Below are 18,463 nucleotides of genomic sequence, written 5' to 3'. Positions count from 1 at the left end.
TCAGAATCCGTTGTTCGTGAAAGGATTCTGGCCGGTCGGGGGTGGTGTTACATCGTCTGTTGGGACGAGAGGCGGCGGGGAATCGGCGCGGCGCAGGTGCGCGCGGAAGCCCGGCGGGACGGGCTGTGCATGCGGGAGGAGACGGGGAGCGGGTGCGGATTGCCGCGGCGCGGCAACACGGGTCAGTCGAACGGGTTCAGCAGCCGGACGCCGGTGCGGGCGAAATCCGCGACGTTGCGCGTGACCACGGTGAGATCGTTGATCAGCGCGGTGGCCGCGATCAGCTTGTCGAGTTCTTGCGTCGGATCGGGCACGCGCAAATGCCCCCACATCTGGCTGATCTCGATGTCGACCGGCAGGATGTTCGGCGCATAGCCGGACAGGATGGTCGCCATCCAGGCCTCGAGCGCCGACGCCTGAGGATGATCGCCGCGATGACGGATCAGATCGACGCCGCGGCGAAGTTCAGCAACCGTCACGACGGACAGGTAAAGCGGGCTCGCGTCCGCCGCGGCCTGCGTGAAGAACGCCCGCACGCCACGGTTGGTTCGCTTGCCCTTCCTGATTTCGCTGATGATGTTCGTATCAATCAAATACACGCCTGGCCTCGCCCGAATCCTGAACACGTTGAAAATCCGCGTCGTCGCCAACATCGGGCATGCTCATCAGCACTTGCGCAAATGTCTTTCGCTTCGGCCGGCCGAGCGCATCGGCCAGGATGGCCCGATGTTCGGCCTCGGCACTCCTGCCATTTGCCGCAGCCTGCTCGCGCAGGCTCTGAACGATACTGTCATCCACGTTACGCACCAGTAGATTTGCCATGAATTCCTCCATCCGGATTTGCTATCAATGATAGCGCCAACAGGATGAAGTGCAAGCATTGCTATCATCTTGATGACGGACGGACGACGATGTCGGCGCTGGCCCTCGGCACCGGACGAAACGGATCCGCCCACCGGCCGCCGCTGGCCCGACGCCTCGAACTGCTGTCGCCCAAGGTAAACCGGGACGGAGCGAGGTGAAAGACAGCCGAATGGGCAGTTTCCGACGCGCAGCCTGCCGCCACTCGCCGGCTCTGCGGCCATCGGCATCGTTTGATACCATCGAAACCATGAGACTGGCGATAGAACGCCGAGCAAAGCGCGCAGAAGACCTTGCATCGACGCGGATCATCCGTGCCTGAAATCCCGATCAAGACACGAGACGCCTTTCAGTGGACTTTGTTACGCCTTCTTTCGACACCCTCCTTTCCCCGACTCCCGACAAACTCTACTTCCCGGCCTGCCTTGCGGCCGTGGCGATCATCGCGTGGTTCGTCGCGCGACACACGCCGTTCTACCGGTTCGCCGTCGACCAGTCGCTGTCGATGCGCTATCGCAATCTGGACGGATTCCGCGGCATCCTCGCCACCTCCGTCGTCTTTCATCACTTCGCGTGCAACCAGGGCTTGCTCACGACCGGAAGCTGGGGCACGAGCCCCGGCTTCCTGCGCAATCTCGGGACGATTCCCGTCGCGATGTTCTTCATGGTCACCGGGTTCCTGTTCTGGGAACGCGCGTGCAAGGGCACGCTCGACGTGCGGACCTTCTTCGTCGGGCGCGTGCGGCGCGTCGCCCCGCTCTATCTCGCTTGCGCGATCGTCATCGTCGTCTGCACGCTGGTCTGGTTTCCTCGCCACGTCGTGGACGCGCCGACGCAGTTGCTGGCCGACGTGCTCAAGACCGTGTCGCTCGGCTGGTTCGGCGCGTTCCCGATCAACGGCGCCCGACACACCAGCTATCTGAGCGGCGTCTGGTGGACGCTCGGATATGAATGGCGGTTCTATGCCGTCGTTCCGTTTCTCGCGTGGTTCGTCGCGACGCATGCGTGGCGCAAGCTGTTCGCGCTCGCGATCGTCACGATCTGCGCGACGCTGTTCGGGCAGCCTGGCAGCCTGGCCCTGCTGTTTGCGCTCGGTGCCGTGGCATTCGAGATGTCGCGGCACCCCGCCATCCGCGCGCGGCTCGACACGAAATCGGCCGCCACCGTCGCGTTGCTGATCCTTGCCGTCGCCCCGAGCCCGGGTGAACGCTATTCGATCGAGGGCGTGTTGCCGCTGCTGCCCGTGTTCGTCTGCGTCGCGTGCGGGAACACGTTCTACGGCGTGCTCAAGACCCGGCCGCTCGCGTTGCTCGGCACGGTCAGCTTCAGCATCTACATGATCCACATGGTGATCGTGTACGTGCTGATCCACGCGATCAACCGGTTCGTTTTCCAGATCGGTTCCGCGGACGACCTGCAACGCTGGATGCTCTCGCTTGGATGCGCGCTGGTCGCAGTACTTTGTGCGTTGCTGACCTATCGCTACATCGAGCATCCATTCATCGCGAAACGCAGCAGCGCGCGTCCGGCACACCGATCGGTACCGCCCGAACGCGAGCGTCAAACGGCCACGCCGTGACCTGCCCACCGCTCAGAACCGATACGAAATCCCGATCTGCAACACCGGGTACCACCGATAGCGCGACATCACCTGCCGCAGCGAATCCAGCCCGCTCGCGGTCAGGATCTGGCTCTTCGCCGGCCCGGCCGCGGCCGCCAGTTCCGGCGACAGCGTGTACGAACATTTCGGTATCCCGTAGGCCACGCCAAGATCCGCGACGAAGCCCAGCCCCTTCGATGCCGGCCGGTGCCCGTAGCCGATCCCGAAGTACGGCATCACGGTCGGATAGCGCGCTTCAGCCACCGCGTTCATCCCCGGCATCGCCGGATAGCGCTTGCCGCCGAACACATAGGAGCCATTGGTCGGCACCGATACCCCACGGAGTTCGTCGTCGTTGAAGCGCAGGCCGAGCGTCGCCCGGAAGCCGCTGCCGCGCCATGGAAAGATGTCCGCGTACAGGCCGCCCTGGCGCAGCTTCAGGTCGTCCTGATAGCGATTGCCGGCTACCGTGAAGTCATGCGAAAGATCGATCGCATTGAAGTCCGCATGCGCACCGAGCATCGAATTGAAGCTCACGGCCGCGCCAATGCCGACGCCCTGCGTGCCGCCCTGCAGGTAGATCTCCTGCGCGAGTACATGCATGCTCGCGGCGCACGTCACCGCGACCGCTACCCATTGGTTCACCGTCGTTTTCACGGGCGCCTCCCCCGACATGTGCCGGGCGCGCCTCGCCAACGCATGCGACCTGCGCCGCCACGCGTGACGCGACCCCCGGCACGACACCTTGCAAGCACGCTTGCTGTTCGACGGATCGGGAGCGCGTTGCCCCTTGCGCATGGCCGATACGACATGCGCGGCATGTACGTCGCTCCAGGCGGCGCCCACGCCCCGATCCGATTCCCCGTTTGTTTCGATGTCGCTGCATGCCGCCGATGCGTTCATCGTGGTTGCGTGTTTCGTTTGCACCGGCGGCACCGGGTCAATCGCAAAGCGCGTGCCATGCGGCGCAAATCGAAGCGGGACATGCGTCATCGCCGGACGCGGGCAGTCGCGCGGCGTGTAATCGGAGGAAATGTTTCAGGAACGCATCGTTATTCGGCAGACGAAGCCGGGACATGCGATCCGATGTGTCCGCATCGATGCCGCAATGCGTATTGAACGAGGCGGGACGGCCTTCAGCGCTGCGAGTCGTCGTTGCCGTCAAGGGCTTGCGGCGCAATGCGTGGACGAAACGTTGCAAGGATGTGACCGCGCGCGGCTCGAGCGCGTGGCCGACGTGCGATCGCACATGGCAATTCAGGGTGAATACGGGTGCCGGCGCGTGTTTTTCATTTGAATGCAGCCACGATGCTCCAATTTATTGACTTTCCAGATCACCAACCAAACGAAGCAGCTTGGTACAATCCATCGACCAAGACCAAGCCGATTTATAAATCAATCCGGCCACCGGAAAATTGCAGACGAGGCATTCCACGTCGAATATCCGCGGCAACCATCGGCGATTCATAAGACCAATCGATTAGCGGGGGAAATGTGAAACACATCGCAATTCTTTTGTTGGTAGCAGCCACTGTTGCTGGTTGCAATTCGAAACAATCCGACAACGGCACTCAGTCGTCAGCAACGAGCCCCAGCACATCAAGCGATACTTCCACGCCGCAGCAACCGCCTCCAGTGGTGGCCCCTGCGCCGCCTCCCCCTTCACACAACTACGCAATGAGCCAAGATGGCACGTATGGTTACGAGCCTGCGCTTAGTGAAGACGACGTGAGAGCAGGAAAAGCCACGAAGGCGCTTGTCATGATGCGCTACGTTGGACTTAGGGATGGCAGCTATATTCTGCTCCTGGTCGATGAAGACAACCCGAACATTTCGAATCGCATTACCTGTTCGGCCCCGTGCAATTTCGCCAAGTCGCAAACCATGGCTGGTGATTCGATTCTTAAAACTGAAACAGTACGGGTTGTACCTAATTCACTGATCGGCGCGATGGTCGAAGACGCGATGTCGGGGCAACTGACACCTTATGGTCAACGCACGGCAACGTTGCCCCAACCTCAACAATCATCTACTACGGCAATCTCGACACAATCGAACTTGCCTGCTGCTCAGCCGGTGGCAAATCAACCAGCAAGCGATGCCGCAGCTTCACCGCTGCAACAAACAAGCTTCGACTGTGCCAAAGCCAAGTCCATTCCAGAATTTCTGATCTGTCACGATGCCGATCTTGCAGCTTCAGATCGGGATCTTGCCGCGACATATCAACAAGCGAAAGATGCCGTCATCGACAAGACCGCCTTTGTTGAGCGGACACGAAAGCAGTGGAATTTTCGCGAGAAGAATTGTCGAGACAAGGACTGTCTGACATCGTGGTACGCGTATCAGAAGCGCGTTCTGACGAAGATCGCCCAAACCGGCGATGTCAACGTTCAAGACAACTGACGCGACTCGGCGACGATGAAGCCTGCTCGTCCGAGCAGGCTTTTTGTACCCGTTACAACCCATACCCCCCAGACACATTCAACTGCTGCCCGGTGATGTAATTGGCCCGGTCCGACGCCAGGAACACCGCCGCCCGTCCGACATCGTGCGCCTTCCCCCAGCGCTTGAGCGCGAGCATCTTCTGCGTCTCGTCGATCCACGCCTGATCGAACTGCCCCTGTTCGAGCAGCACCGGAAACATCCCGGCCTCGATCACGCCGACCAGGATCGAATTCGCGCGAATGTCGTAACGCCCTTCCTCGCGCGCCAGCCCTTTCACCAGCGCCTCGTTCGCCGCCTTCGGCGCGACCGACAGCCCGTCGCGATCCGGCCAGCGCAGGTGCCCGGCCGAACCTAGCGTCACGAACGATCCGCCGCCCGACGCACGGAAGTGCGGCAACGCAGCCTTCGCCGCCACGAAGAAGCCGACCGTCTCGACGTCGATCGCGCGGCGCCAGTCGTCGTGCGTCATGTCGCCGATGTGACGCTGGTTCACGAACGGCCCGGCCGCCCAGACGACCGTGTGCACGCGGCCATGCGCGTCGATCGCGGCCGCGAGCGCCGCATCGACCTGGGCGGAATCGGTCACGTCCACGCAGTGCGTGGTGGCCGCGACGCCTTCGCCGCGAATCTCGCGCGCGACGCGCCCGGCCACGTCGGCCTTGCTCCGATAGCCCACCGCGACCGGCACGCCAGCACCCGCAAACTCGAGCGCGACACCCTGCCCGATCCCGCCGCTGCCGCCGAACACCAGCACCGCGCCCTGCGGAAACCCGTTGTCGTTCATGCGTTCATCCCGTTCGTGTGTCGCGGCGGCGCTCAGGCCGCCGCGTCGATCCCCGCCCGCAGGCGGTACTTCAGCACCTTGCCGGCCGCGCTCGTCGGCAGTTGCTCGACGAACGTGAAATGCCGCGGCACCTTGTAGTTCGCCATGTTGCGGCGTGCCCAGTCGTTCAGTTCGTCGGCGCCGGCATGCGCGCCCGGCCGCAGCACGACATACGCATGCCCGACTTCGCCGAGCCGCGTATCGGGCACGCCGACCAGCGCGACCTGCGCGATCGCCGGATGCGCGGCGAGCAGCCGCTCGATCTCGGCCGGATAGCAGTTGAAGCCACCGACGATGAACATGTCCTTGATGCGATCGGTGATTTTCAGGTTGCCGTTCGCATCGACGCAGCCGAGATCGCCCGTATGCAGCCAGCCATCCGTATCGATCGTCTCGCGCGTCGCGTCCGGCTGGTTGAAGTAGCCGCGCATCACGTTGTAGCCGCGCACCCAGATCTCGCCGGTTTCGTCCGGCCCGAGCGGCTCACCGCCTTCGCCCGCGATACGCAATTCGACATCCGGCATCGGGCGCCCCGACGTATAGGCAACGGTTTGCGCATCGTCGCCCTGACGGCACAGCGTCGCGAAGCCGCACGATTCGGTCAGTCCGTAGCCGGTCAGCACCGTCTCGAAGCCGAGCTCCGCGCGCATCCGCTCGATCAGGCTCGGCGCGATCGCCGCCGCGCCCGTCACCGCGATCCGCAGCGACGACAGGTCGCGCGTCGCGCGATCGGGTGCGTCGAGCAGCGCGTAGTACAGCGTCGGCGGCCCGGGCAGCACCGACACGCGATCGTCGGCGACACGCCGCAGCACGTCGACCGGCTGGAACACGAGATGCGGCAGCACGGTCGCGCCGCTCGACAGCGCGGCGAGCCAGCCGGCCTTGTAGCCGAACGTGTGGAAGAACGGATTGACGATCAGGTAGCGGTCGTCGGCGCGCACGCCGGCGATCGCCGCCCATGCCTGCGCGGCGCGCAGGTTCTGGCCGTGCGCGGTCATCACGCCCTTCGGGCGGCCCGTCGTGCCGGACGTGAACATCAGGTCCATCACGGTGTCGGGCGTGACCTGCGCCTCGCGTTCGCGCACCGCGGCCAGCGGCACCTCGGCGCCGCGTGCGAGGAACGCGTCCCAGGTCTCGTCGCGCGCGCCTGAAGGCGGCTCGCCGTCGAACACGACGACGCGCTCGAGCGTCGCGGGCCGGTGCGGCGCGAGCATCGCCGGATAGGATTCGCCGAGGAAGGTGCCGCAGCAGAACAGCAGCCGTGCGCCGCCGTCGTGCAGGATGCCGCCCACCTCCATCCCCTTCATCCGCGTATTGACCGGCACGAGGATCGCGCCGACGGTGTGGATCGCCAGCGCCGCGACGATCCATTCCGGCAGGTTCGGCGCCCACACCGCGACGCGGTCGCCTGTCTCGATACCGCTCGCGAGCAGCGCGCGGGCCGCGTCGACGCGCGCAGCATCGAGTTCCGCGTAGGTCAGCCGGCCATGCTCCGACTCGATCGCCGGATGCGCGCCGTGGCGCGCGGCTGCCCGGGCGATCAGCGCGGGCGTGGTCAGGATTTCGTTGTCCATCGTCATAGATCAGGGTGGCCGTGCGCGCCGCCGGCGCGCGACGGCTCAGTCGGGAAACACCACGCGCAGCGCGTCGCTCGCGGGCCGTGCGCAACAGGCGAGCGTCCAGCCGGCCGCGATCTCGTCGTCGTCGAGCACATGGTTGCTGTCGAGCGCGACTTCGCCGCGCTCGATCCGGCACATGCACGCGCCGCATTGCCCCATCCGGCAGGAATTCGGCGCCGGCACACCCGCGCGCAGCATCGCGTCGAGCAGCGTTTCGCCGGGGGCGCTGTCGAACGCGAACGCGTCGCCGTCGAGCACCGTCTCGATCGCCGCGCCGTCGCCGGATGCCGACGCCGCCGCTACGACGCTTGACGCCGTCGTATCCGCCGCCGTCGACGCCGGCGCCGGCGCATCAGGCAGCGAGGCAAAACGCTCGACATGGACCCGCGAACGCGGCAACCCGAGGCCGAGCATCGCGGCCAGCGCGTTCTCCATGAACAGCGCGGGCCCGCAGATGAACGTCTCCTGCTGGCTGAACGGCCGCGCGAGCTCCTCGAGATGGCGTTGCTGCGGAATGCCCTGCACGCTGTCGAGCCAGTGGATCACGCGCAAGCGGCCCGGATGGCGCTGCGCGAGCTGCTGCAATTCGGCGCGGAAAATCACCGAGCGTTCGTCGCGGTTCGCGTAGATCAGCGTCAGCATCCCGCGTCCGTGCACGAGCGCCGATTTCAGGATCGACAGCACCGGCGTGATGCCGCTGCCGCCCGCGAACAGCAGCAGGTCGCCATCGAGCGCGCGCGGCGTGAACACGCCAGCCGGCGGCAGCACGTCGAGCGTGTCGCCCGGCTTCACGCGGTCGCACAGCCAGTTCGACGCGCGGCCGTCGCGCACGCGCTTGACGGTGATCTTCGGCGCGGCGTCGATGCCGGGCGCGCTCGACAGCGAATAGCAGCGCGCGACGGTGGCGTCCGCGCACGGCACGTTCAGCGTCAGGAACTGGCCGGGCCGGTACGCGAAGGCGTCGCGCAACGCGGCCGGCACGTCGAACACGAACGAGCACGCGTCGTCGCTTTCGGCAATCACGTCGGCCACGGTCAGCCGATGGAAGCGCGAATCGCTCATGGCCGGCTCCTCACGTCACGCGGCCGCACGGGCCACCGGCGCGCCGGGCGTCGTGTAGGCGCCGTCGAGATAGACGAGCGGATCGACGTCGCCGCTCATCAGCACCTCGCGAATACGCCCGATGAACACGGTGTGCGTGCCGTATTCGAAGCGGCCGTCCTGCTCGCACACGAGGCTCGCCTGTGCGTCGCGCAGATACGGGACGCCGAGCGCCGACGTATGCCAGTCGCCGGTCGTGAAGCGCGCCTCGCCCTTCAGGCGGCCGCTGCAGTCGATCGCGATGCCTTCGTGCGCCGCCGACAACACGTTCACGCAGAACCCGGCGCCCGCGTCGAGCGGCGGATACAGCGACGCGCTGCGGTTGATGCAGATCAGCAGCGAAGGCGGATCGGTCGACAGCGAATCGACCGCCGTCGCGGACATCGAGTAGCGCCGGCCGTCGTGCGCGCTGCTGATGACCGTGACGGAGCGCGCGAGGCGGCGCATCGCGAGCAGCATGTCGGTGCGCAGCGGATGGGTGGTGAGATCGCTCATCATTGGACTCCGTCAAGTTCAGTCGTGGATGGCCGGGCGGGCGGGCCGCCGGCGTCGGCTGCGCGAGCAGCCAGGTGGTCGGCGGCGAGATACCCGAAGGTCATCGCCGGACCGAGCGTCGAGCCCGCACCGGGGTAGCTCGCGCCCATCATCGATGCGCTGGTGTTGCCGATTGCGTAAAGGCCGTCGATCGGCTCGCCGTCGGCGCGCAACACGCGGGCGTGCACGTCCGTGACGAGCCCGCCCTTCGTGCCGATGTCGCCCGCGTCGATCCGCACCGCGTAGAACGGCGCCTGGTCGACCGGCCCGAGGCACGGGTTCGGCGTGTTCTGCGGATCGCCGTAGTACGTGTCGAACAGGTTGTCGCCCTTGCCGAATGCTTCGTCGATCCCGGTGACTGCGTAGCGCGCCATGTCGCGCAGCGTGTCGTGCAGGCCGGCCGCGTCGACGCCGATGCGTGCAGCGAGCGCGTCGATCGTGTCGGCTTTCACGAGCACGTCGCGAAACGCGGCGGGGATCTTCGTGTCGGGCATCATCGACGCCGGCATGATCGGCCCGCACGGATACTTGCGGCGAAACCGCGCGTCGAACACCATCCACGCCGGCACGCTCGCGCCGGTGCGCGCATGGTCGCGATACATCGCCGGCACGAATTCGGAATATGGCGCAGCTTCGTTGACGAAGCGCTTGCCGAGGCTGTTGACGATCACGCAGCCCGGCAGGTTGCGTTCGACGAACAGCGCGCGCTGCTTCTCCTCGCCCGCGACACCGACCGTCGGCGCGCCCCACACGTGCGCCATCAGCGCCAGCGCGCCGCCGAGCCGGTGGCCTTCGGCGATCGCGTCGCCGGTGTTGGCCGGCGGCGTCGCGCTCCACTGCGCCTGCGTCGGCTGCGGCAGGTAGCGTTCACGCATAGGCTGGTTGCGCTCGAACCCGCCCGCGCCGAGGATCACGCCACGCCGCGCGACGATCGTCACCGGCTGCCCGAAGCGCTGCGCGCGCACGCCGGTCACGCGGCCGTCGACGTCGAGCAGGTCGCGCATCGGCGTATCGAGCCACACGGGCACGTTGCGGTCGAGCAGCGCACGGCGCAGCCCGCCGATCAGCGCGTTGCCGAGCGTCAGGCGCCGGTCGCGCCGCGTGCGGCGGCGCATCCCGATATCGAGCCAGTAGCGGCCGAACTGCGCGATCGCGAGCTTCATGAAGCCGGGCCCGCGCGAGAACAGCGTGTGCGCCTCCTTCGACGTCACGGCGACGCGCCCGTCGATCAGCGTGCCGGGCGACGCCGGCCGCAGCCGGTCGAGTTCGTCGCCGAGCAGCCCGCCATCGAACGGCATCGGATCGAGCGCGCGGTAGCCCGGCATCGCGCCCGGCACCTTCTGGAAATAGTCCGCGTATTTCGGCAGCGACTGGTAACGCACCGGCGTTTTCGTTTCCAGGTAGCGCAGCATCTCCGGCGCGCGGTCGAGATAGGTGTCGATCTTCTCGGGCGTCGATTCGCCGGCCACGCAGGCTTCGATATAGCCGCGCGCGGCCTCGCGCGAATCGGTCGCGCCCAGCTCGGCGATATGGTGGTTGCACGGCACCCAGATGCCGCCGCCCGACACGGCCGACGTGCCGCCGTACAGCGCCGTCTTCTCGATCACGACGACGGACAGGCCGCGGTCGGCCGCGCGGCACGCGGCGAGCAGCGCGCCCGCGCCCGAACCGACGACCACCACGTCGAACACGTATTGCGGTGCTTGCGGGTCGTTCATCGCGGCCTCGTCAGATGAAGAAGTCGGTGTTCTCGCGACCGAGCATCACGGCGCCGAGGTTCTGGCCGAAGCGGTCCACGTTGTTCGCGTAGTGCGCGCGGGCCGCATGCAGGTCGAGGAAGCGGCGCACCAGCGGATTGCGGTGATAGATGCCGTTGCCGCCCGCGTAGCGCAGCAGCGCGTTCGCCGCCTGCGCGCAACGCTCGGCGACCTGCGCGGACTGGTAGCGGAAATGCACGCGGCGCTCGATCGACACGGCCGGGCCGCCGGTGACCGACGCCATCAGTTCCGCGAAATTGCGCTTGAGCAGCACCTGCATCTCGTCGATCGCGACGGCCGCGTTCGCGCACGCGTTCTGCGCGCCCGGATCGTCGGTCGTCTTCGCGCCGCTGTTGGCCGACACGCGCGTGGCCGCATAGCCGGTGAAATCGTCGAGCGCACCCTGCAGCGCGCCGATGCACGACGTGCACACCGCGCGCACGAAGATCTGCGCGAACGGCAGCTTGAACAGCGGCGCGTCGTTGACGGCGAGGCCCGGGCTCGTGCCCATCATCCCGTCGATCGCCTTGTGCGTGCGGTACGCGGGCACGAACACGTCGTCGACGACGATGTCGTGGCTGCCCGTCGCGCGCAGGCCGAGCACGTCCCAGTCCTGCTGGATCCGGTAGTCGGCTTTCGGCAGCAGGAAGGTGCGGTATTCGGGCGGCTGGCCGGCAACGGCTGGCGGCACCAGCGCGCCGAGGAACACCCACTCGCACAGTTCGCTGCCGCTCGAGAACTTCCAGTGGCCCGACAGGCGGAAGCCGCCGTCGACCGGCGTCACGCGGCCCACCGGCATGTAGGTCGACGCGATCAGCGTCGTCGGGTCGTTGCCCCACACGTCCTGCTGCGCGCGTTCGTCGAACAGCGCGAGCTGCCAGTTGTGCACGCCGACGACGCCGTACACCCACGCGGTCGACATGCAGCCGCGCGCGAGCGCCATCTGGATGTCGAAGAACGCCTGCGGATCGAGCTCGTAGCCGCCGTAGCGCTTCGGCTGCAGCACCTTGAAGAAGCCGGCGGCCTGCATGTCGGCGATCGTCTCGGCCGGGATGCGGCCCTGCGCGTCCGCCTGCGCGGCGCGGCTGGCCAGCGTCGGCGCCAGTGCCTCGGCCCGGGCGATCAGCGTGGCGGCCAGTGCGTTCGAATCGTTGTCGCGATGCACGAATGTCTCCTGTGAAGCGGGTGATGCGCTGCGGCGCGGGCCCCGCTCTCGTTCAAAGTTGTCCGGCGCGGCCTGGCCGCGGGCGATGCTCGCCACCACCGATGGTCGGCTTCGCGCGAGCGCGCCGCATCGTCCGACCGGACGACGGGCGCGGCCCGGGGCATCACGCGCAGGCGCGCGCCTTCTCGCGGTTGAAGAACGGAATCACGTGCTCGCCGATGTTGCGGATCGTCTCCATCTGCGCGTCGTGCGGCACCGTGCCCATCTGGCACAGGAACAGCACCTCGTCGACGCCGGCTTCCTGCAGGCGGCCGACATAGCCGATGCAGTCGTCCACCGTGCCGTACGCGTGGTTCGGGTTCATCATCGCGAGCGCCGGGTCGGCGAAGTTCACGACGACTTCCTCCGATGCGAAGCGCGAGCGGATCACCATCTCGCCGGTATCGGCCTGCACGAGGTCGTCGCCCCACTTCGCCGGGTCCGGACGCTCGCCGCCCGTGTACCAGTACGCGAGCGATTCCATGAAGTAGCGCTGGCCGCGGATGCCGATCTTGCGGGCGGCCTGGCCGTCGGCCATCACGACCGTCGGGCACAGCGCCGCGAGGTGCTGGGTCGGGCGGAAGCCGACCTGGTCTTCCGGCTTGCGGTTCGCCCACGCTTCGCGATACACGGCGTTCTTCTTCGCGACTTCGTCGGGGCCGCCGAAACCGAGCACCAGCGCGCCCATCCCGCGCTGCCCGGCGCGCAGCAGCGCGTCGGTGTTGGTACACGCGAGGTACATCGGCGGATGCGGATCCTGGAACGGCTTCGGGTGGATCGGACGCTTCGGAATCTTGATGTACTTGCCGTCGTGCTCGATCTCGTCCTGCACGAACATCTTCGGCACGAGGTACATCGATTCGTCGATCATCGGCTGCAGTTCGTTGAGGTCGTAGCCGAACGCGCCGGCTTCCTGCTGGCTGCCGCCCTTGCCGACGCCGAAGTGCACGCGGCCGCCGGACAGGATGTCGAGCAGCGCGACGCGCTCCGCGACCTTGATCGGGTGGTTCATCGCCGGCGGCAGGCACACGACGCCGTGGCCGAGGCCGATGCGCGTCGTGCGGCCGGCCAGGTACGCAAGGAAGGTTTCCGGTGCGCTCATGTGCGCATAGTTGGTCAGCGACGTGTGCTCGACGCACCAGATCGTGTCGAAGCCGACCTGCTCGGCGAGCAGCGCCTGTTCGACCGTCTCCTTGAATACCCGGTGGTCGCCCTCGCGCGATGCGTCGGTGGTCTGGGCTTCGTAGATGAGGGAAAACTTCATTGCGTGCGTCTCCATGGTTGTTGGACGAGTCGGGGTCGTGCAGCACGCCCGCACGATACGGACGAAGCGCGACGGTCCACGAATGGGAGTGTCGGCGCGCGCACGGGTGCGGGCATCGTCTGTTCGGAGTACCGGCGCGCCTGCGGGGACAGAGGGGTTTCACCGTCATCCGATCGGACTGCGTGAGCGCGCGACCGGCGCGCTAGCATCGAACGGCGGGCGCGTGGCGCGCGCCGACCAACGACAAGGGAGAGAGGGAATGAAGGTATCGATGCTGCTGTATCCGGTCGACGACATCGACACGGCGCTGCCGCTGTTCGTCGACGGACTGGGCCTGAACGTGAAGTTTCGCGACGGCGACCGTTATTGCGCGCTCGACGGCGGCCCGCTGACGATCGCGCTGGTCGCGGGCGACGAGCAGATCGTCGAGCGCGCGGCGCTCACGCTGCGCGTGGACGAGGACGACGACCTGTATGCGGCGATGGCGCGAGTGGTGAAGGCCGGCGCGTCGGTGCGCGTGCCCGTGCAGGCCGGGCCGCACGAATACCGCGCGGTGCTGGAGGACAAGAACGGTGCATTGCTCGTGATTTCGCAGAAACGGGCCGCATGACCGCACGCCGCGCGGGCGCCGGATACGGGCGCCTCGTGCGCGGCGCGCCCGCTAGGCGTGCGCGCCCGGCGTGCTCAGGTCGCTCGCTTCGAGCAATTCGAGCAGTGTGCGCGCCGGCTGGCTGAGCCGCTTCGCGGCCAGCGCGATGAATTCGATGTCGGGCAGCACGGGCAGCGCATCGCCGTTGACCAGCGGCGCGAGCCCGCGCGTCGACAGATAGTGCGACGTCGCGGTCAGGCCGAGCCCCGCGCGCGCGGCCGCGATGCAGCCCGGCTGGCTGCTGCTCGAACACACGACTTCCCAGCCGATCCCCTTCTCCGCGAGCGCGTTCAGGACGATCGCGCGCGTCACGCTCGGCTCGGCGACCAGCACGAGCGGCAGCGGCCGCTCCGGATCGACGACGGTGCCGGGCCGCGCGACCCATTCGAGCCGCGTGCGCAAGAGCGGCGTGCCGCGCCGCTCGCCGAGCCGCCGCTTGCCGATCATCAGGTCGAGCGCGCCCGCGTCCAGCCCTTCATACAGCCGACTCGTCATGCCGGTGGTGATTTCCAGCGCGACGTCCGGATGCGCGGCGCGAAACCCGGCGAGCACGTCCGGCAACGCGACGAGCGCGAGATCGTCCGGCGCGCCAAGGCGCACCCGCCCTTTGAGCCTCGGCTTGCGAAACTGCGATTCCGCGCGATTCAGCGCCTGCAGGATCACGTTTGCATGCACGAGCAGCGCCTCGCCGTCGGCCGTCATCGCGATCGAATGCGTGTCGCGCACGAACAGCCGTCGGCCGACGCTCTCCTCGAGACGACGGATGTGTTCGCTGACGCTCGACTGGTTGAGCCCGAGCTGCCGGCCCGCTTCGGTGAAGCTGCGGCAGTTCGTGACGGTCGCGAACGTGTTGAGCCAGACAGGATTGAGCATGGCACATTGTCATCGGCAATACCGATGACAGTCAACGTCTTCAGGCAGCTTCCCGATGACCGTCGGAATCGGTACCATCGTGCGCTTGGAGACCGCAGGCGCCACGCAACCGCGTGAAGGCGCCCTCCGCGCCGGCCTTTGCACCACCGATTTCGCCATGTCCCGGGAACCCACACATTCCGCGCTGCTCTGGATCGTCGCCGCTGCATTCTTCATGCAGTCGCTCGACACGACGATCGTCAACACTGCCCTGCCTTCGATCGCGCAAAGCCTGCATGCGTCGCCGCTCGCGATGCAGCCGGTCGTGGTCGTCTATACGCTGACGATGGCGATGCTCACGCCGGCGTCCGGCTGGCTCGCCGACCGGTTCGGCACGCGCCGCGTGTTCTCGCTCGCGATTCTCGTGTTCGTGCTCGCCTCGATCGGCTGCGCGGCGTCGCATACGCTCGGCCAGCTCGTCGCCGCGCGCGCGCTGCAGGGCATCGGCGGCTCGATGCTGCTGCCGATCGGCCGGCTCGCCGTGCTGCGCCGCGTGCCGGGCGAACAGTACGTCGCGGCGATCGCGTTCGTGTCGATCGCCGGCCAGCTCGGCCCGATCGTCGGGCCGACGCTCGGCGGCTGGCTCACGCAGGCGATTTCGTGGCACTGGGTGTTCATCGTCAACGTGCCGGTCGGCGTGGTCGGCTTCGTCGCCGTGCAGCGCTACCTGCCGCACGACCAGGCGCACCAGCCGCCGCCGTTCGACTTCGTCGGCTGTGCGCTGCTGTCGGTCGCGATGATCGCGCTGTCGCTCGCGATCGACCCGCCGATGCCCGCGCATCGAGCCGCCTGGGCGGCCGGGCTCGCCGTGGTCGGGCTGGCGAGCGCGCTTGCGTACCTGCCGCACGCGCGGCGCCGCGCGCAGCCGCTGTTCCGGCTCGGGCTGTTCCGTGAGCCGAACTTCGGCTCGGGCCTGCTCGGCAACCTGCTGTGCCGGATCGGCACGAGCTCCGTGCCGTTCATGCTGCCGCTGCTGATGCAGGTGCAGCTCGGCTATACGCCGCTGCAGTCGGGGCTGATGATGCTGCCGGCCGCGATCGCGGGCGTCATTGCTAAACGCTGGATCGCGCCGCTCGTGAAGCGGTTCGGCTACGCGGCGTTTCTGGTCGTGAATACGGGGATCGTCGGGTGCGCGATCGCGGGGTTCGCGCTGGTGTCGATGCGGCCCGCGCCACTGCTGGAAGGCGCGCTGCTGATCGTGTTCGGCACGGCGAACTCGATGCAGTTCGCCGCGATGAACGGCGTGACGTTGAAGGGGCTGTCGCATGCCGACGCCGGCAGCGGCAACAGCCTGTTCACGATGATGCAGATGCTGGCGATGGGGCTCGGCGTGTCGATCGGCGGCGGCCTCGTCAACCTGTTTGCCGACTATTGGGGCTCGATGGCGCATGGGTTCATGCTGTCGTTCACGTGCATGGGCGTGGTGACGCTGCTGTCGTCCGTCGTGTTCCGGCGGATCGATACGGCCGCGCCGCCGGCCCGCGCGGCAGCGCGCCCGTCCGCGTGAGCGCGGCCGTCAGTTCACCTGGCGGCGCTCGACGACGCGCTTGAGCACCCAGCGGATCGACGAACCGTCGGCCGGCGGCTGCGCAACGTGGTACTCGTCGATTTCGAGCGTGTACAGGTAGCCGGGCTGGTACGCGAAGCCTTCGATGCCGGCGTACCACAGGCTCCACGGCTCGTTCGGGCTGTTGCGCACCTGCAGGCACTCCATCGGCGCGACACCCGTGCAGCGCGTGGACTGCGGCGCGACATACACGGTCTTGGTCACCGGCTTGCTGTCGGCCGGGCGCACCGCGTTCGGCTGCGTGGCGACGGCGTCGGTCTGGCATGCGGCGAGGAGCGTGCTGCCGGCAATGACGGCCGCGCCGAGCAGCGTTCTGGATGGGCGAATCATCGGGTGTTCCTCTGGAAGCGTTGGAGGGCCGATTAGAGGCTCTCACGGCAAGAAAGTTCACAAATACCTTACAGAATTCACGCCACCTCTTTCATGCCCGGCGGATCGCACGACCTCGCGGTAGCGGAGACGTGACTATGCTCGCCCGCCGCGCGTTTCGTCACCGGTCAGACGATCGCCGCCGACGGCGAATTCACCGTGTGCTGATCGTGTACCATCGACGCTTCCCGATATGCCTGATCGCACTGCATTCGTCCGCCTTTTCACATGCGTACGATCCGCACAGCGCACCCCGCCTCGCATGACCTCACCCGTTCCGTCCGACACCGCGCTGCGCCCGCTGCCGATCGATGCGCTGACCGTGCCGGCCGCGCTCGACGGACGCACGGGCACCAACCGCTCGAGCAGCGCGCATCCGCAGATTGCTGCGGCCAACGATCTGGACGCGGTGCGCGCGTGGCTCGCCCGCTTCGTCGATACGCCGACCACGTTCCAGAACTACCGCAAGGAAGCCGAACGCCTGCTGCTGTGGGCCGTGATCGCGTGCGGCAAGCCGCTGTCGTCGCTCACGCACGAGGATCTGGTCGTCTACCGCCAGTTCCTGCTCGCACCCGCGCCGGCCAAGCTGTGGTGTGCGAACGGCGGGCGCAAGCATCCGCGCGACGATCCGCGCTGGCGGCCGTTCTACGGGCCGCTGTCGGCGGCCAGCCAGCGGCAGGCACTGGTGATCCTGAACGTGATGTTCTCGTGGCTCGTGCAGGCCGGCTATCTCGCCGGCAATCCGCTCGCGTTGTCGCGCCAGCGGCAGCGCCGGCCCGCGCCGCGCGTCACGCGCCATCTCGGGCAGCCGCTGTGGCAATCGGTCAAGGATGCGATCGCCGCGATGCCGCGCGACGACGCGCGGGCGAGCTTCCATGCGGATCGGGCGCGCTGGCTGTTCACGCTGCTGTATCTCGGCGGGCTGCGCATCACCGAAGCGGCCGACACGACGATGGGCCAGTTCTTCTGCCGGCGCGATGCGGACGGGCGCGACCGCTGGTGGCTCGACGTGACGGGCAAAGGCGGCCGGCAGCGGCTCGTGCCGGCCACCGACGAGATGATGGCCGAGCTGTCGCGCTACCGGCGCGCGCACGGCCTGCCCGCGTTGCCGTCCGACGGCGAGGCCACGCCGCTCGTGCTGCCGGTTGGCCAGGCGCGCAAGCCGCTCACGCGCGCGGCGCTGCACCGGATCGTGAAGCAGGTGTTCCGGCACGCGGCCGACCGGCTGCGTGCGAACGGCGAAGCCGGCGCGCAGCAGGCGCGCGTGCTCGAACAGGCGTCCGCGCACTGGCTGCGCCACAGTGCGGGTTCGCACATGGCGGACGGCCGCGTCGACCTGCGGCTCGTGCGCGACAACCTCGGCCACGTGTCGCTCACGACCACGAGCCAGTACCTGCACGCGGACGACGACTGGCGGCATCGCGAGACGGAGGAGAAGCACCGGATCGGGTGGTAGGCGCGCATCGGCCGGCTCGGCGCGTCACACACGATCAGTACACGCCCACCCAGTGCCCGGGCACCCACGCCCAGTGATTGCCGGCCCACCGGTAATGGCCCTTCACCCAGCGATAGCCCGGCGCGGGCATCGGCGGCGGCACCTCGACGATCGGCGCCGGTTGCGGCGGCCGCACGGGTTCGACAACGCACGCGGACATCAACGCTGCGCTGGCCGTCACCAGCATGGCGAGCGAAACGGATCGGATCTTGATCATCTTGCATTCTCCCTTTTTGTAGTGAATGGATTGAGTGCCGACGCGG

General features: G+C 67.4%; 18 protein-coding genes. 5 read left to right on the top strand and 13 right to left on the bottom strand.

Annotated features, from left to right (window positions below):
• Nucleotides 1-182 precede the first annotated feature (182 nt).
• Nucleotides 183-599, bottom strand: a complete 417-nt coding sequence (locus CFB45_RS21990; RefSeq protein WP_256976900.1) for a type II toxin-antitoxin system VapC family toxin — start codon at nt 597-599, stop codon at nt 183-185.
• Nucleotides 586-822 carry a FitA-like ribbon-helix-helix domain-containing protein gene (locus tag CFB45_RS21985; RefSeq protein WP_039351245.1) on the bottom strand — a complete coding sequence of 79 codons (237 nt, stop codon included), beginning with the start codon at nt 820-822 and terminating at the stop codon, nt 586-588. Before CFB45_RS21985 ends, CFB45_RS21990 begins: the two co-directional genes overlap by 14 nt.
• 391 nt (nt 823-1,213) lie before the next feature.
• Between CFB45_RS21985 and CFB45_RS21980 the strand changes: the two genes are divergently transcribed.
• A complete protein-coding gene (locus tag CFB45_RS21980; protein WP_089427356.1) occupies nt 1,214-2,440 on the top strand; it encodes an acyltransferase family protein in 1,227 nt (408 codons plus the stop codon).
• Between the two features lie 12 nt (nt 2,441-2,452).
• Here CFB45_RS21980 and CFB45_RS21975 read toward each other — a convergent pair whose 3' ends face one another.
• Entirely contained in the window at nt 2,453-3,136 is a 684-nt protein-coding gene (locus tag CFB45_RS21975) for a hypothetical protein (protein WP_089429086.1), read from the bottom strand.
• 1,002 nt (nt 3,137-4,138) lie between these two features.
• Here CFB45_RS21975 and CFB45_RS21970 point away from each other — a divergent pair.
• Complete coding sequence (locus CFB45_RS21970; protein ID WP_174972541.1) at nt 4,139-4,864, top strand: lysozyme inhibitor LprI family protein; 726 nt, start codon at nt 4,139-4,141, stop codon at nt 4,862-4,864.
• 52 nt (nt 4,865-4,916) lie between these two features.
• Here CFB45_RS21970 and CFB45_RS21965 read toward each other — a convergent pair whose 3' ends face one another.
• The 7 genes from CFB45_RS21965 to CFB45_RS21930 all read right to left on the bottom strand — a co-directional run bounded on the left by CFB45_RS21965 (nt 4,917) and on the right by CFB45_RS21930 (nt 13,208).
• Nucleotides 4,917-5,690 carry an SDR family NAD(P)-dependent oxidoreductase gene (locus tag CFB45_RS21965; RefSeq protein ID WP_089427354.1) on the bottom strand — a complete coding sequence of 258 codons (774 nt, stop codon included), beginning with the start codon at nt 5,688-5,690 and terminating at the stop codon, nt 4,917-4,919.
• Between the two features lie 32 nt (nt 5,691-5,722).
• Nucleotides 5,723-7,309: a FadD3 family acyl-CoA ligase gene (locus CFB45_RS21960; RefSeq protein WP_089427353.1), complete on the bottom strand. Its 1,587-nt coding sequence runs from the start codon at nt 7,307-7,309 to the stop codon at nt 5,723-5,725.
• A gap of 39 nt (nt 7,310-7,348) precedes the next feature.
• The gene (locus CFB45_RS21955; protein ID WP_089427352.1) at nt 7,349-8,410 is read right to left on the bottom strand and encodes a ferredoxin--NADP reductase; all 1,062 of its coding nucleotides are present in this window, start codon (nt 8,408-8,410) and stop codon (nt 7,349-7,351) included.
• Nucleotides 8,411-8,425: 15 nt separating this feature from the next.
• Nucleotides 8,426-8,944 carry a flavin reductase family protein gene (locus CFB45_RS21950; RefSeq protein WP_089429085.1) on the bottom strand — a complete coding sequence of 173 codons (519 nt, stop codon included), beginning with the start codon at nt 8,942-8,944 and terminating at the stop codon, nt 8,426-8,428.
• Complete coding sequence (locus CFB45_RS21945) at nt 8,944-10,701, bottom strand: FAD-dependent oxidoreductase (protein ID WP_089427351.1); 1,758 nt, start codon at nt 10,699-10,701, stop codon at nt 8,944-8,946. Before CFB45_RS21945 ends, CFB45_RS21950 begins: the two co-directional genes overlap by 1 nt.
• A 10-nt stretch (nt 10,702-10,711) precedes the next feature.
• On the bottom strand, nt 10,712-11,905 hold the full coding sequence (locus tag CFB45_RS21940) for an acyl-CoA dehydrogenase family protein (RefSeq protein ID WP_089427350.1): 1,194 nt from the start codon (nt 11,903-11,905) through the stop codon (nt 10,712-10,714).
• Between the two features lie 163 nt (nt 11,906-12,068).
• Nucleotides 12,069-13,208 carry an LLM class flavin-dependent oxidoreductase gene (locus CFB45_RS21930; RefSeq protein ID WP_089427349.1) on the bottom strand — a complete coding sequence of 380 codons (1,140 nt, stop codon included), beginning with the start codon at nt 13,206-13,208 and terminating at the stop codon, nt 12,069-12,071.
• Between the two features lie 259 nt (nt 13,209-13,467).
• Between CFB45_RS21930 and CFB45_RS21925 the strand changes: the two genes are divergently transcribed.
• On the top strand, nt 13,468-13,818 hold the full coding sequence (locus CFB45_RS21925) for a VOC family protein (protein ID WP_011355015.1): 351 nt from the start codon (nt 13,468-13,470) through the stop codon (nt 13,816-13,818).
• A 51-nt stretch (nt 13,819-13,869) separates the two neighbouring features.
• Here CFB45_RS21925 and CFB45_RS21920 read toward each other — a convergent pair whose 3' ends face one another.
• Nucleotides 13,870-14,730 (bottom strand): LysR family transcriptional regulator, encoded by an 861-nt coding sequence (locus tag CFB45_RS21920; RefSeq protein ID WP_089427348.1) that lies wholly within the window; start codon nt 14,728-14,730, stop codon nt 13,870-13,872.
• Nucleotides 14,731-14,887: 157 nt separating this feature from the next.
• Between CFB45_RS21920 and CFB45_RS21915 the strand changes: the two genes are divergently transcribed.
• Entirely contained in the window at nt 14,888-16,276 is a 1,389-nt protein-coding gene (locus CFB45_RS21915) for a DHA2 family efflux MFS transporter permease subunit (protein ID WP_089429084.1), read from the top strand.
• 9 nt (nt 16,277-16,285) lie between these two features.
• Here CFB45_RS21915 and CFB45_RS21910 read toward each other — a convergent pair whose 3' ends face one another.
• Nucleotides 16,286-16,666, bottom strand: coding sequence for a DUF4377 domain-containing protein (locus CFB45_RS21910; RefSeq protein WP_089427347.1), 381 nt, complete (start codon nt 16,664-16,666; stop codon nt 16,286-16,288).
• 301 nt (nt 16,667-16,967) lie between these two features.
• Here CFB45_RS21910 and CFB45_RS21905 point away from each other — a divergent pair, with 301 nt between their 5' ends.
• Entirely contained in the window at nt 16,968-18,161 is a 1,194-nt protein-coding gene (locus tag CFB45_RS21905; protein ID WP_089427346.1) for a tyrosine-type recombinase/integrase, read from the top strand.
• A 34-nt stretch (nt 18,162-18,195) separates the two neighbouring features.
• Here CFB45_RS21905 and CFB45_RS21900 read toward each other — a convergent pair whose 3' ends face one another.
• Nucleotides 18,196-18,414 carry a YXWGXW repeat-containing protein gene (locus tag CFB45_RS21900; RefSeq protein WP_089429083.1) on the bottom strand — a complete coding sequence of 73 codons (219 nt, stop codon included), beginning with the start codon at nt 18,412-18,414 and terminating at the stop codon, nt 18,196-18,198.
• Between the last annotated feature and the right edge of the window lie 49 nt (nt 18,415-18,463).

The organism is Burkholderia sp. HI2500, from assembly GCF_002223055.1.
In the GTDB taxonomy this organism is placed as follows: domain Bacteria; phylum Pseudomonadota; class Gammaproteobacteria; order Burkholderiales; family Burkholderiaceae; genus Burkholderia.
This window is presented reverse-complemented; position numbering and strand designations above follow the sequence as displayed.

Bases quoted from the DNA above. Each gene is read 5' to 3' on its own strand.
- CFB45_RS21985 (WP_039351245.1), bottom strand. From the start codon at position 822: ATGGCAAATCTACTGGTGCGTAACGTGGATGACAGTATCGTTCAGAGC.
- CFB45_RS21930 (WP_089427349.1), bottom strand. From the start codon at position 13,208: ATGAAGTTTTCCCTCATCTACGAAGCCCAGACCACCGACGCATCGCGC.
- CFB45_RS21965 (WP_089427354.1), bottom strand. From the start codon at position 5,690: ATGAACGACAACGGGTTTCCGCAGGGCGCGGTGCTGGTGTTCGGCGGC.
- CFB45_RS21905 (WP_089427346.1), top strand. From the start codon at position 16,968: ATGACCTCACCCGTTCCGTCCGACACCGCGCTGCGCCCGCTGCCGATC.
- CFB45_RS21910 (WP_089427347.1), bottom strand. From the start codon at position 16,666: ATGATTCGCCCATCCAGAACGCTGCTCGGCGCGGCCGTCATTGCCGGC.
- CFB45_RS21925 (WP_011355015.1), top strand. From the start codon at position 13,468: ATGAAGGTATCGATGCTGCTGTATCCGGTCGACGACATCGACACGGCG.
- CFB45_RS21975 (WP_089429086.1), bottom strand. From the start codon at position 3,136: ATGTCGGGGGAGGCGCCCGTGAAAACGACGGTGAACCAATGGGTAGCG.
- CFB45_RS21950 (WP_089429085.1), bottom strand. From the start codon at position 8,944: ATGAGCGATCTCACCACCCATCCGCTGCGCACCGACATGCTGCTCGCG.
- CFB45_RS21970 (WP_174972541.1), top strand. From the start codon at position 4,139: ATGAGCCAAGATGGCACGTATGGTTACGAGCCTGCGCTTAGTGAAGAC.
- CFB45_RS21920 (WP_089427348.1), bottom strand. From the start codon at position 14,730: ATGCTCAATCCTGTCTGGCTCAACACGTTCGCGACCGTCACGAACTGC.
- CFB45_RS21945 (WP_089427351.1), bottom strand. From the start codon at position 10,701: ATGAACGACCCGCAAGCACCGCAATACGTGTTCGACGTGGTGGTCGTC.
- CFB45_RS21960 (WP_089427353.1), bottom strand. From the start codon at position 7,309: ATGACGATGGACAACGAAATCCTGACCACGCCCGCGCTGATCGCCCGG.
- CFB45_RS21955 (WP_089427352.1), bottom strand. From the start codon at position 8,410: ATGAGCGATTCGCGCTTCCATCGGCTGACCGTGGCCGACGTGATTGCC.
- CFB45_RS21915 (WP_089429084.1), top strand. From the start codon at position 14,888: ATGTCCCGGGAACCCACACATTCCGCGCTGCTCTGGATCGTCGCCGCT.